We start from the raw sequence: 13,264 nt of genomic DNA, 5'->3' as shown, positions 1-13,264 counted from the left end.
CCCCGGGTTCGTGGTCACCCCTCCGCGAGCACGAACCCGGTGAGCTGCCGAACCGTTGATGTTCCCGACCGGATCGCCCGGAGCGACCGGACCCCTCCCGGCATCGGCCGGCCGGACCTCCCGGCACGGACGGTCGACGTGGATGCCGACCCGCCCCAGGTCAGCGGTACGAGTAGTCCGAGTACGTCGGGAGATCGTTCACGGCCGACATGGCCGCGGCGAAGATCGCCACGTACAGCACGACGATCAGCACCACGAGCACCGCCCACACGAGCAGCGCAATCCTGCCGAGCCGCTTCGCGCTGTCCGACGCCGCCTGCGCACCCGCGGAGTCGCCCATCGCCCACAGCGGGTACACCTTCGCCGAATGGGAGAACGCCGAGAACGCCAGCGGCCAGAAGAAGATCAATGCCGCGACCGCCCAGCCGGTGTTCTGCGGCGGCAGCGCCGGGCGGACCTGCTCGACGGGGGCGTTGTACTGGAATCCGCCGGGCCGAATGTTCTGGACCTGATGAGTCATGTCGCCTCCGTGTCGCCGATCGCCTGTCGGCGGGTCCTTCTGTGAACCCACCTGACGATGAGATGCGGCGCAGTTGCGAAATGTTCCCGGTGCCGTGCGCCTTTTTGGTGCCTCCCGGCGCCAGAAAGGCGCACGGCACGCTAGGCGGCCATGGTCGGCGCGATCGCCTCCATCTGCTCGAGCACCAGCTTGATCGCGGCGGGCTGGCGGTCCGGTGGGTACTTGTAGCGTGTCAGCAACCGTTTGACCTGCGACCGCAGCTTCGCCTTGACGTCCTCGCGGACCTTCCAGTCGGTCTTCACGTCGCGGCGCATGACCCCGACGAGTTCCCGCGCGATCTGGGCAAGCGTGTCCTCGCCCATGTCGTGCAGCGCCGACTCGTTCTGGGCAACGGCGTCGTAGAACGACAACTCGTGGTCGCCGAGCGGCGGATCGAACCGCTGCCCGCGCTGCGATTCGGCCTGCACTTCCTTGGCGACCTCGACGAGCGCGGCGATCACCTCCGCGGAGGTGAGCTGGCTGTTGGTGTACTTGATCATCAGTTCCTGCAGCTTCTGCGAAAACGCCCGCTGGCGGACCAGGTTGTGCCGGGCCACCTTTCGTGACTCCTCGGCCACCAGCTTGCGGAGCGCTTCGATTGCCAGCGTCGGATTCTTCGCCTGCAGCGTGCGTTCGAGGAAGTCGGCGTTGAGATCGGCCAGGGACGGCTTCGGCATGCCCGCCGCGTCGTAGATGTCGAGCACCTCACCGGATTCGACGGATGCGGCCATGAGCGCCCGCAGTGCTCGTTTGACGTCCTCGGGGACCGCGACGCCCCGCGCCTGCCGGTCCGCGGCGTCGAACTTCGCCATGTACACGCGGACTTCCTCGAAGAACCGGGCGTCGCCGGCGAGGGACCGCACGTCCTCGTGTCCGCTGCAGATCGCCCACACCCGCGACAGCTGCGACGCGTGCTTGCGGTATCGCGCGGCGAGGGTCTCGCGACCGTCCTCGACTTTGTTCTCGGGATTCTTCGGATCTCGTAGGTAGGCGACCGTCGCGAACACGATGTCGAGCCAGCCGCGTTGCCCGACGGCGTTGCGGTGCGCCTGCCAGTCGCACCCGTGCAGCATGTTTCCGAGTTTCGTGAGGGTGTTCTTGACCGTATCGACGGCTTCGGCGACCGGCCTGCCGAGCGGTTTGGTGGTGCGGTCCGAGGCGGTGTATTCGGCGAGCGCGTCTGCGAGGTTGTCCGCGACGGGCGCGTACGCGACGAGCAGGCCGTCGCGCTTGCCACGGAAGGTGCGGTTCACGCGCGCGAGGGTCTGCATGAGCAGCGCACCCTTGAGCGGCCGGTCGAGGTAGAGGGTGTGCAGCGGCGGCGCGTCGAACCCGGTGAGCATCATGTCCTTGACGATCACGAGTTCGAGTTCGTCGTCGATGTTTTTGAGCCGCTTCTTGATCGCGGCATTCGCGGAGTCGCGTCGGACATGGTTGCTGATCGGCGGGGTGTCGGATGCATCGCCGGAGTACACAACCTTGATGCGACCGGTGGAGATGTCGTCGGAGTGCCAGTCCGGCCGCAGCGTCACGATCTCACGGTAGAGGTTGGCACAGATCTCGCGGGTCGCGCACACGATCATCGCCTTGCCGGGGGCGGTCGGGTTGTCGTCGGATCCGACGAACTTCGCCATCTCGGTTCGGCGGTTCTCCCAGTGCGCGACGAGGTCCGCGGCGAGCGCCTGCAGTCGCGCCGGCGTCCCGTACACCGCATTGATGACGGCGACGGACTTCTCGATGCGGGCCCGTTCGGTGTCGTCGAGCCCCGCGGTTACTTCGTCGGCGGACGCGTCGATCTGTTCCTCGGTGACCTCACCCGCGAAAGCGACCTTCACGAGCCGGCTTTCGAAGTGCACGGGCACAGTGGCGCCGTCCTCGACGGCGCGGGTCAGGTCGTAGACGTCGATGTAGTCGCCGAACACGGCCTGGGTGTTGCGGTCCTCGAACGAGATCGGGGTTCCGGTGAAGGCGATGAGGGTCGCGTGCGGCAACGCGTCGCGCAGGTGACGGGCATAGCCGTCGAGGTCGTCGTAGTGGCTGCGGTGGGCCTCGTCGACGATGACGATGATGTTGCGGCGGTCCGAGAGCTGCGGATGGCTACGGCCGGTCTCACGTTCCTCGCGGCTCTTCCCGAATTTCTGCAGGGTCGTGAAGTAGATGCCGCCGGTGGTACGACCCGACAGTTCGCTGCGCAGTTCTTCGCGGCGGCGGATCTGCCGGGGATGTTCGGGAAGCAGCCGGGATCGCGAAAAGGCTTCGTAGAGCTGGCCGTCGAGTTCGTTGCGGTCGGTGATCACCACGATCGTCGGGTTGGCGAGTTTGGGATGCCGGATCACCTGGTTGGCGTAGAGCTCCATCTCCATGGACTTGCCGGAACCCTGCGTGTGCCAGACGACGCCGGCCTTGCCTTCGGATTCGACCGCCACCACCGTGGATCCGACCGCTTTCGCCACGGCGAAGTACTGGTGTGGCTTCGCGATTCGCTTGACGAGTCCGTCTTCGCTCTCGTCGAACGCGGTGTAGTTGCGGAGTAGTTGCAGGAAACGTTCCTGGTTGAACAATCCGAACAGGGCGACGTCGAGCGGATGATTGTCGCCGGTGAACTCGACGGGTTTGCCGTCGTCGTCGACGTTCCACGGCGAGTAGTGCTCGAAGGGGGTGAACGGGGTTCCGTAGGAGGCGCTGATGCCGTCGGAGACGAGCCCGATCACCGCGTACCGGAATGCGAGCGGGAACTCACGCAGGTAGGTCTGCAGCTGAGCGTGTGCGTCGGTGAGACCGGCATATTCGCTGCCGGCGTTCTTCAGTTCAGCGACGGCGACCGGCATTCCGTTGAGGTACAGCACGAGGTCGAAGCGGCGCTCGTAGTCGCCGCGGATCACGGTGACCTGGCTCGCGACGAACCAGTCGTTCTCGTCGGGATCGGTCGACAGGAGCCGGATGGTCGGGGTGATCTCGACGCCGGTGTCGTCGACGTACGACACGGCCCGCAGGCCCTCGGTGAGGTAGGTGTGGATCACCCGATTCTCGGCGATGGCGTCCGTGGAAGTGGCGGTGCCGATGAACGCGACGGCCTCGTCGACCGTGGCAGCGGGCAGTCCGGGATTGAGCGTGGCGATCGCCGTGCGCAGCCGGGCGGGGACGAGCAGGTCGTCCCACGATGCGCGTTCACCGGTGCCCGGGGCGATGACGCTGCCGGGCAGGTACTGCCAGCCGAGCTCGCCGAGGGTGTCGAGGGCCATGTGCTCCCACGACGATTCGCTGAGGTGTCCGGTGAAATCCAGAACGTCTGCCATGCACAACAACTTAGAAGGTCGGCAACACCGGGGCGAGGGTACCGGGCGATAACCGGGATTATCGGCCGAGAACTGTCCTGCGACCTGGCATGGACCGACGATCGAATCGTTCCGTTCCCAGCCCAGGAGGTCGCCGTGACCACTCAGTTCGCTCCGGCACCCGTCGAGTTCGCTCCGCAGACCGACGGGCGGTTCTGGCCCGGATTTTCGGTGGGCGTGTGCGCCGCGACGGTCGTCGCGGGAGTGATCGCGACCGGCTCCCTCCTTTCCGATCGGCTGCCCGCGACCAGCGTGTTCGAGGTGAACGGCACGCTCACGGTCATCGGTGGCGCGGCGGACAGTGCCGTCCCGGGTTTCGAATGTGCGGGCGACCGCGGATTCGACGACGTCGCGCCCGGTGCCTCCGTCTCGGTCTCCGACAGGGACGGAGCAGTCCTCAGTACCGGGCTGCTCACCCGCAGCGTCCGCGAGGGCAACTTCTGCACCTTCTTCTTCGCGGTGCCCGACGTCCCGCACGGAGCGTCCGGCTACGCCGTGCAGATCACCCACCGCGGGTCGGTGTCGTTCGACGAGACCGATGCAGAAACCGGAGTGCATCTCACTCTCGGCCGCTGACCCCTACTCCCCTCCCCCTTCCTCGAGAATCGAGTTGTGCCATGACCACTCCCCATCAGCCCGATCCGCGTATCCAGCCCCCGAACCCGAACTACGCGCCCCAGCAGCCGGGCGGGTGGCAGCCTTCCGCCGGATACCCGCCGGCACCGCAGCCGAAGAAGAAGCGGAAGTGGCCGTGGATCGTCGGCGGCATCGTCGCGGTCTTCGTCGTCGCGTCCGTGGCCGGCGGCGGGGATGACAAGCCGTCGGGGTCGGACAGCCCGGCCCGAGCGGCGGATTCGCCGGCTGCCGCGCCCGTGCAGGAGGATACGGCCGCCGCGATGAACACCCCGGTCCGTGACGGCAAGTTCGAGTTCGTCGTCACCGGCGTGGAGGCGGGCCTGGCGTCGCTGGGCGACAATCCGTTCCTTGCCGAGGAGGCGCAGGGACGGTTCGTGATCGTCACGATGACGGTCACCAACATCTCCGACGCACCGAAGGGCCTGAGCCCGAGCGATCAGAAGCTGATCGACGCGCAGGGACGCGAGTTCAGCCCCGACACGTCGGCGGCGTTGAACCTCGACACGGACGTCGCGTTCTGGGACGAGATCAACCCGGGCAACACCGTCACGATGCCGGTTGTGTTCGACATGCCCGCCGGCGCGGTGCCGGACGCAATCGAACTGCACGACTCCATGTTCTCGGGTGGCGTGACCGTCTCCCTGCGGTAGGTCACCCGTAGCCACCGGTGCGCCCGAGAGGGGTCGGGCGCACCGGGAGGCGTCACCGTCCCGTGTCTCCTTTCGGCCGTTCCCACCGCCCAACGGAGACACCACACCCCATCGCCTCCCGAAAGGAAATCCGACAATGACCGACGACAAAACTCCCGCTCCCGCCGGATGGTATCCGAACCCCGATGGTGGACAGCGTTTCTGGAACGGATCCGAGTGGCTCGACCTGCCCGCCCCCGACGCGTCGTCGAACAAACCCACGCGGCGGATTCCGAAGAAGCCGATCATCATCGGCCTTGTCGTCCTCGCGGTCGGCGCGGCGGGTGGGACGGTGGCGTGGAAGGTCAACCATGACGCGCAGGTCGCAGCGCAGGTCGCCGCCGCGGAGGAGGCCGCGAACAGGGAGGCCGAACGCGTGGCCGCGGAGAAGGCCGAACAGGAGAAGCGCGCTGCCGCCGAACGCCTCTCGCGGCAGTTGAGTGTCGCCCAGATCGAATCGAGCATCGAAACGATGGCGAACGAGCATGTGAACAACGGCATGTACGACGGACCGGTGCTGAACGTGTCGTGCTCCCCCACCAACGGAGGCTCGACCGACAACCTCACCGAAACGACCACGGTCTTCGAATGTTTCGTCGCCACCGAGGACATCGGCGACGGACGCATGCGCGGTTACAAGTACCACGCGACGATGAACTGGTCGACGGAGGAGTTCACGTACGGGTTCGGGGCACCGTAGTAAACGTCGTCCGCACCCTCATCGCGAAGACTCCCGCTACGACTTCGGTCACTCACCCAACTCGAGGTCACGGGCAAGCTCTGGGATGCGGGTTGCCAGGGTGGTGAAGACAAGCCGATCGTTCACCTTGTCGTAGTGGTGGGCGATCAGGTTTCTCATCCACCCGATCGCAACCCAATCGATCTGGGGGTGAGCCTCTTTGAACGCGACCGGAAGCTTCTCGACAACCGTGGCCACCTGAACGAGGATGTGACGGCCGTTGTTCCTGAGAACTCGGCCGGCTCCACCCTCCTCGAGGTAGGCATCCAAACCGAGGCCGACCGTATAGGAGGCATCGGCGACGAAGCCCTCGAGATCTCGGAGGAGCCGACGACCCCGATCATCTTCGGTCACAACGCGACCGCTTCTGCCCGCGCGGCCGCTGCAGCAGACCCGCGCGACCGGCCGTCCACGATGTCCACGCGAACCGTCAGCAGATCCTCGAGTTCCTGCTGCAGCACCAAGAGATCCACGATGTCGTGGTTATCGGTGAACTCGACGATGAGGTCGAGGTCGGACGTCGTGTCGTCATCTTCGCGTGCGACCGATCCGAAGATCTGCGGCGCGGGAAGTCCTGCTCGGGCAAAGCACTCCCTCACCTCGTCTCGACGCGCAGCCAATGCAACCGACGGACGCATCGCCAAGGCCGTGGTCAACGCGGATCGGGCAGATTCGGACGGTTCACGGCGCCCCGTTTCGATGGCAGCGATGAGAGGTTGCTTGACACCGGCTCGGTCGGCGAGGGCGCGTTGGGACAACCCTAGAAGCGCTCTGCGCAACCGAACGAATTCACCGAATGTTGCCGCCACAAGGACCACGATAACAATTTCTGTTATCGCTGTGAACGGTCGGAATCGCACCAGGTGCACGCAGCGCACGCTCCGATTCGCGGGAGCGGCGGGTCGACGGCGAACCCCGCAACTTGCATCTCCGATATGGTGCGGCCGACGCGATTATTTGCCTTGCGGGCGCAACGTTTCCGAGCGAACGGTACATTCCGTCGATCCAAGGAGACGAGCGGTACATTCGCTCGGGCGGGGGCGTCGCCGAACTTCCACGCCGGCACTCCGACCGCGACACGCCGACACTCATAGAACAGCCGTTCGAGTTGACCGCCCCGACCGCGCGTGGCACCATCCCAAGATCACCTGAAAACAGGTCGACCCCGGCCGGTGCGCCAACACCGATCCGGGGTCTGGGCACAAGACAGAAGCGAGGCTGTCATGCACCGTAGGCTGGATTCTATCCACGCGCCCGACCGCGGCGTGAATCGACGAGCGACTCCGCTCGATCCCCTGTCGACGTCCTGACTCTTCTACCCTTCGACCCCACCGGTCGAGGGGCCACAGGCGTTTCTTCTGCACGGAAATGCACGAGGGCCGTTCCGGTAGCCGAGGCATGACGTGTCCGTCGCTACGCTCCCGTAGTCCGACGTCAGCGCATCGCCGCTGCGGGTCTTCGGCCATGGAGCCGAACCCCCGAAACCGACAGGGCACCAGTACCTTCAGTCTCCGCAGCTGGTGGCGGAGCACCCGATCGCACGGGTTGACACGAACGACCGGGTCCAGCCGAAGCCACACGTCACCACACGACGTGGGGCCAGAAGTGCTGGCCGAGACGGTCTATCGGGGTATGTCGACCGGGCAGCGTTGGGGAAGGGGCCCGAGCAGACTCAGGGACCCGCAGGGTCTCCGCTCGGTCGAGGCAGTCGCCCGCAGGGCGTCCGCTTCCTACGCGTTGCCGGTGGTCTCGAGCAGGCGATGCAGCAACGTCCGGACCAGTCCCCGGTCGAATGCCTCGACGAGAGTGCCGAGAGCAAATCGGTCGGCGCGAGAAAGAACAGTCAGGGTCCGCAGACAGTCCTCCGCGGATGCACCGGCGAGCGCAGCCGAATCAACTCGTTCGACGATCGACTTCCCTTCCCAAGCAGGCCAATCGAACGAAACGATCAGACCGCGATCATCGACGAAACGCATCATCTCGGTGACGACGGGGCCTCCGAACGGCGATCCGTCGGACTCGCCGTACGGTGCCTGGTGGTCATCGATCGTCGAGACCAGCGCGCGCAGCTCGGCCCAGTCGTCCGCAGTCAAGCCGGCAAGCGCGTCACGGAACGGGATGTCGTCCGGCGAGACCCGCCCGGCCGAGGTGCGCCCGGAGTCAGCAACCATGGGGCTCGTCCTCCTTGACGACCGACAGGATTACATCTCCCTCGTCGATGTCGACACCGGCCGCTGGGGTCTGTTCGACGACGATCCAGTTCCGGTCCCACACCTGGGCGCGGCCCGCACCGGTCGCGTCGACGCTTTTCGAATAGAACACGCCGGCCGCCTGGATCGTGTCCTGTGCATCTTGAAGATTCATGCACACGACGTTCGGTATGACTGCCATCGCCGATGGACGGGGCGGGTTCGTCGTGGCCGCCACGGAGTTCGTCGAGGGCACAGGACCCGAGGTCTCCGGCGGTGTAGTGGGTGCGGTGGTCGTGGCGTCGTCGTCCGACGGGGGGTCGAGTCCGTCGGAGATGTCGGAGATGATCCCGAAGATCACGAACGCTGCGGCGATGAGCGCCGCGATCACGACGCCTCTGCGGATCTTCGGTGACTGCGGTGTCGGGGGCGGCGGCGCGAAGGCGGCCGGGTCCCCGGCCAGGTATGCACGGTGTCCGGCCTCCGCGCGGGCGGCCAGGCCCGCGTATTCGGTCCGCTTCCGCGCCCGATAGTCCCGAAGAGGTTTGCCGACAGCGAGATACGCAAGTCCTGCGGCGAACACGAGCTGGATGAAGGCGGGCGAGAACTTTCCGTGGATCAGCTCCACGAAAGCCAGCCACAATGTGATGCCCGCGAACATCCCTGCGAGCACCCTCAGGTAGGCCTTCACGTGCACTCCTTCACCGGTCCGAGGGCACGCATGCGTGCTGTGCGCCTCCCCGCTCAGATCGAACTTAGCGATCCTGCCGTTACCGGCACGCCCAGCTCGAGTGCGCAGTTGTCGTCGAGGATTCACACACAACGCGACAACACCTGTGCACCCGACAGGCCTTCGGTGTCACGCGTCGACGATGGCGCGAAGCTTCTCGAGCTGCTCGATACGTCCCGCCGAATCGGGGGCGAGGAACTTGACGTTCAAGGTCGTCGCGCCGGACTCCGCGAACGCGGCGACCCGCTCGCGCACGTAGCCCTCCGGTCCGATCAACGAGATCGCCCGCACCAACTCGTCCGGCACCGCCGCGGCGGCTTGGTCCTTCTTCCCGTCCAGGTACAGGTCCTGGATGACCTTTGCGTCGGCCTCGTACCCGTATCGACAGGCGAGGTCGTTGTAGAAGTTCTTGCCGCGGGCGCCCATGCCCCCGATGTACAGCGCGAGGGTGGGTTTGACCAGGTCGAGCAGGTGATCGACGTCGTCGCCGATCGCAAGCGCGGGGCTTGCGTAGATCTCGAGGTCGCCGAGAGCAGGATCGCGCGCGACCTTACCCTTGGCGAGCGCCTCGCCCCACACGTCGTTCGCGCGTTCCGGGTTGTAGAACACCGGCTGCCAGCCCTCGGCGATCTCGGCGGTGAGGGCAACGTTCTTCGGTCCGAGTGCGGCGATGACGATCGGGATGCGTTCGCGTATCGGATGATTGATGATCTTGAGCGGCTTGCCGAGTCCCGTGCCCTTCTCCGGGGGCAGCGGGATCTGGTAGTACTTGCCGTCGTGACGCACCGGTTCCCGGCGCCACACCTGCCGGCAGATGTCGACGAGTTCGCGGGTGCGTCCGAGCGGCGCGTTGTACGGCACGCCGTGGAAACCTTCGATCACCTGCGGTCCGGACGCCCCGATGCCGAGCACGAATCGGCCGTCGGACACGTAATCGAGGCCGGCGGCGGTCATCGCCATCAGCGACGGGGTGCGTGTGTAGATCTGGAAGATCCCGGACGCGAGCTGCACGCGCGTCGTCTTCGCGGCAAGGTAGCCGAGCTGGCTGACGGCGTCGAACGAGTAGGCCTCGGCCATGAAGATGATGTCGAGGCCGGCGCGTTCGAGATCGGCGACCTCGGCGACCGTCTCGGCGAACCCGCCGCTGTAGGTGATCATCGTTCCGATTCGCATCGAGGAACTCCCGTCCAATTAAGCGGTGCCGCCGAGGGATCCGCGTGCCACGATCTACGTCCGCAGTTCAGCACCTGGCCTGACGCGACGCAAGGACGCATCGCCGATGAGTTCCTTCGCCGCTGCCTATGGTCCGCTGTGCGACGCGTTCCGCCTGCCGACAGCAGGGCTTTCGAGGAAGTGACTCCGGGGAGGGAACCGCGACCGTGCGGCGTGTTCCCATCTCCAATCTATACACGATTCCCGGCCCTCATGAGGTCCCGATTTTCGGTTCATAATCGCCCGCAGCACGCTGGAGCCAGCAGGGAGGGGCAGCGGTATGGACTATGTACTGGACTTCGAGGAGATCGACCGGGCGCAGATCGCGCTGGTCGGCGGCAAGGGTGCGAACCTCGGCGAGCTGTCGAGCATCGACGGTGTCGCCGTACCGGACGGCTTCTGTGTGACGACGGAGGCGTTCCGTCGAGTCGTGACGGATGCCCCGGGGCTCGACGCACTGCTCGATCGGCTCGCACACCTCGCTCCGGATGATCGTGAGCAGATCGGTGCGGTGAGCGCGCAGGTCAGACGCACGATCGAGGAATGCGTCGTCCCGGACGAGGTGGCATCGGCGATCGTGCGGGGGCTGGCGCGCCTGGGTGAACACACCGGGTGGGCCGTGCGGTCCAGCGCGACCGCGGAGGATCTGCCGTCGGCGTCGTTCGCGGGTCAGCAGGACACGTACCTGAACGTCGTGGGGCCGGATCAGGTGCTCCGGCACGTCCGCAGGTGCTGGGGGTCGCTGTTCACCGACCGGGCAGTCACCTATCGGCTGCGCAACGGGATCGACCACCGGAAGGTGCACATGGCTGTGGTCGTGCAACGGATGGTGTTCCCGGAGGCGTCCGGGATCATGTTCACGGCCGATCCCGTCACGTCCGACCGGACGGTCACCTCGATCGATGCCGGATTCGGTCTGGGCGAGGCGTTGGTCTCCGGCCAGGTCAACCCCGACGTGTACACGGTGCGGGACGACGCGGTGATCGGCCGGACGATCGCGATCAAGCAGCGCGCCCTCGTCGCCGGCCGGTCGGGCGGGACACGGATGCGGGAGGTCGCGCAGGAACGGCAGAACCGGCCGGTTCTCACAGATACGCAGGCGGTGCGGCTTGCGCAGCTGGGCCGGCGGATCGAAGCGCACTTCGGCTGCCCGCAGGACATCGAGTGGTGTCTGCTCGACGACGGCTTCCGTGTCGTGCAGAGCCGGCCGATCACCACTCTCTTCCCGATCCCGATCCCGAACGCCGACGACGACGAGAACCGGGTCTACGTCTCGGTCGGGCACCAGCAGATGATGACCGATGCCATGAAGCCCCTCGGACTGTCCTTCTGGCAGATGACGAGTCGGGCACCAATGCGCGACGCCGGCGGTCGGCTGTTCGTCGATGTCACCGACAGGCTTTCGTCACCGACGTCCGGCGCGGCCCTGGTGGCAGCGTTGGGCACGTCCGATCCGCTCATCGGGGACGCACTGCAGACCGCCGTGGACCGTGGTTTCGTCCGGCAGCGTCCGGACGAGGATTCCGTCGCTGCACCGGTGGTCGGCGCTCCTGATCCGATCGCGGCGGATCCGGCGATCGTCACCGGACTGATCGCGCAGAGCGAGGCCTCCCTCGAGGTCTTGAAACGCGACATCGAAACCAAGTCCGGGACGGAGCTGATCGACTTCATCCGGGACGATATCGGCGAGCTCAGGCGGGTGCTGTTCGATCCGCGAGGTCTTCAGCTGATCATGACCGGGATGGACGCCGCCGATTGGCTGAACGATCGGATCTCCGAGTGGCTGGGCGAACAGAACGCGGCCGACGTTCTGACACAATCGGTTCCGCACAACGTGACGTCGGAGATGGGGTTGGCGTTGCTGGATGTCGCCGACGCGATCCGGCCGTATCCGCAGGTGGTCGCGTTCCTGCGGCACGTCGAGGATTCGGGTTTCGACGACGATGTGTTCCTGGACGAGTTGGCGAAGTTCGATGGGGGCAGCCAGGCACGCGCGGCGATCGATGTCTATCTCACCAGGTACGGCGTGCGCTGTGTCGGCGAGATCGACATCACCCGACCCCGCTGGAGCGAATCTCCGACGACGCTCGTGCCGCCGATCCTGGGAAACATCAAGGGTTTCGAGCCGGGCGCAGCCGCGATGCGATTCGGACAGGGCGTGCGAAATGCCCGGGAGAAGGAACGCGAGGTGCTGGAACGATTGCGCGCCCTGCCCGATGGACAGACCAAGGCCGACGAGACGAAGCGCATGATCGACCGCGTCCGCACGTTCGCGGGGTATCGGGAGTACCCGAAGTACGGGATGGTGTGCCGCTACTTCGTGTACAAGCAGGCACTGCTGCGCGAGGCCGACCGTCTCGCCCGGAACGGTGTTGTTCGCAATCCGGAGGACATCTTCTTCCTGAGGTTCGACGAACTCGCCGATCTCGTTGCGACACAGCGTGAGCGCAACGAGTTGATCGACGAGCGACGGGAGGAGTTCCGCACGTATCAGGCACTGAGGGCACCGCGAGTGCTCACGTCGGACGGTGAAGCGCTCACGGGGGCCTACCGCCGCGAGGATCTACCGGAGGGCGCGCTCGCCGGGATGGCGGTGTCGTCCGGGACCGTCGAGGGGCGCGCCCGCGTCGTCCTGGACATTGCGCACGCCGACCTCGAGGCCGACGACATCCTGGTCACCGCCTACACCGACCCGAGCTGGACACCGTTGTTCGTCGCGATCAAGGGCTTGGTGACGGAGGTGGGCGGTCTGATGACGCACGGCGCGGTGATCGCGCGGGAGTACGGGCTACCCGCGGTCGTGGGGGTGGAAAACGCCACGAGCTTGATCCGCGACGGGCAGCGGATCCGCGTGAACGGGACAGACGGGTATGTCGAGATCCTCGGGGAATGATCCGCCTCGTACACGGAAAGCGTTCATGCCTCCGAACCATTCCGCCACTACGTCAACTGCCTCCACCCAGAAGGACATGGCGAGCACTTTCGATGTACACCGTTGTTGGGAACCCGTGCTATTTCTACCGACGATCCCACATGTGAGATCTACCCAGGTGTGTTCGCCGCGAGGGGAGCTGGCCCAGTTCGATCCTTCCTGCGAACCGTTCCGGAGGGAGCACGCATCGAATCGACCTCACGGAGACCCAGCTGAAGGCCATCAGGTGGGCCGCAGCCATTC

Annotated in this window: 11 protein-coding genes; 4 read left to right on the top strand and 7 right to left on the bottom strand. The window is 66.0% G+C overall.

Going from position 1 to position 13,264, the window contains the following annotated elements; genetic code table 11:
• Positions 1–160 precede the first annotated feature (160 nt).
• Together RZ1_RS21520 and RZ1_RS21515 are read right to left on the bottom strand one after the other, a co-directional pair.
• Positions 161–520 carry a CD225/dispanin family protein gene (locus tag RZ1_RS21520; protein ID WP_083583831.1) on the bottom strand — a complete coding sequence of 120 codons (360 nt, stop codon included), beginning with the start codon at positions 518–520 and terminating at the stop codon, positions 161–163.
• Positions 521–660: 140 nt separating this feature from the next.
• Complete coding sequence (locus RZ1_RS21515; protein ID WP_072814548.1) at positions 661–3,855, bottom strand: type I restriction endonuclease subunit R; 3,195 nt, start codon at positions 3,853–3,855, stop codon at positions 661–663.
• 135 nt (positions 3,856–3,990) lie between these two features.
• On the opposite strand from RZ1_RS21515, the gene RZ1_RS21510 reads away from it, so the two are divergent.
• The 3 genes from RZ1_RS21510 to RZ1_RS21500 all read left to right on the top strand — a co-directional run bounded on the left by RZ1_RS21510 (position 3,991) and on the right by RZ1_RS21500 (position 5,919).
• The gene (locus RZ1_RS21510) at positions 3,991–4,470 is read left to right on the top strand and encodes a hypothetical protein (RefSeq protein WP_083583830.1); all 480 of its coding nucleotides are present in this window, start codon (positions 3,991–3,993) and stop codon (positions 4,468–4,470) included.
• Between the two features lie 41 nt (positions 4,471–4,511).
• Positions 4,512–5,180, top strand: a complete 669-nt coding sequence (locus RZ1_RS21505; RefSeq protein WP_072814547.1) for a DUF4352 domain-containing protein — start codon at positions 4,512–4,514, stop codon at positions 5,178–5,180.
• A gap of 136 nt (positions 5,181–5,316) precedes the next feature.
• Positions 5,317–5,919, top strand: coding sequence for a DUF2510 domain-containing protein (locus RZ1_RS21500; protein ID WP_072814546.1), 603 nt, complete (start codon positions 5,317–5,319; stop codon positions 5,917–5,919).
• 48 nt (positions 5,920–5,967) lie between these two features.
• Here the strand turns inward: RZ1_RS21500 and RZ1_RS21495 are convergent, their stop codons facing one another.
• From RZ1_RS21495 to RZ1_RS21475, 5 genes are all read right to left on the bottom strand, one after another.
• Positions 5,968–6,228, bottom strand: coding sequence for a HepT-like ribonuclease domain-containing protein (locus tag RZ1_RS21495; RefSeq protein ID WP_244899372.1), 261 nt, complete (start codon positions 6,226–6,228; stop codon positions 5,968–5,970).
• A gap of 80 nt (positions 6,229–6,308) precedes the next feature.
• Positions 6,309–6,827: an XRE family transcriptional regulator gene (locus tag RZ1_RS21490; RefSeq protein ID WP_238071645.1), complete on the bottom strand. Its 519-nt coding sequence runs from the start codon at positions 6,825–6,827 to the stop codon at positions 6,309–6,311.
• Between the two features lie 861 nt (positions 6,828–7,688).
• A complete protein-coding gene (locus RZ1_RS21485) occupies positions 7,689–8,129 on the bottom strand; it encodes a DUF6508 domain-containing protein (RefSeq protein WP_072814543.1) in 441 nt (146 codons plus the stop codon).
• Positions 8,119–8,838, bottom strand: coding sequence for a PASTA domain-containing protein (locus RZ1_RS21480; RefSeq protein WP_238071644.1), 720 nt, complete (start codon positions 8,836–8,838; stop codon positions 8,119–8,121). The genes RZ1_RS21485 and RZ1_RS21480 overlap by 11 nt, the downstream gene beginning before the upstream one ends.
• 168 nt (positions 8,839–9,006) lie before the next feature.
• On the bottom strand, positions 9,007–10,050 hold the full coding sequence (locus tag RZ1_RS21475; RefSeq protein ID WP_072814542.1) for an LLM class F420-dependent oxidoreductase: 1,044 nt from the start codon (positions 10,048–10,050) through the stop codon (positions 9,007–9,009).
• 319 nt (positions 10,051–10,369) lie between these two features.
• Here RZ1_RS21475 and rph point away from each other — a divergent pair, with 319 nt between their 5' ends.
• Positions 10,370–12,982 (top strand): rifamycin-inactivating phosphotransferase, encoded by a 2,613-nt coding sequence (gene rph, locus RZ1_RS21470; RefSeq protein WP_072814541.1) that lies wholly within the window; start codon positions 10,370–10,372, stop codon positions 12,980–12,982.
• Positions 12,983–13,264: the final 282 nt, after the last annotated feature.

The sequence above is a fragment of the Rhodococcus zopfii NBRC 100606 = JCM 9919 genome, assembly GCF_001895025.1.
GTDB classification, from domain to species: domain Bacteria; phylum Actinomycetota; class Actinomycetes; order Mycobacteriales; family Mycobacteriaceae; genus Rhodococcus; species Rhodococcus zopfii.
The sequence above is the reverse complement of the archived record's forward strand: the minus strand, read 5'-3'. Positions and strand labels throughout refer to the sequence as shown.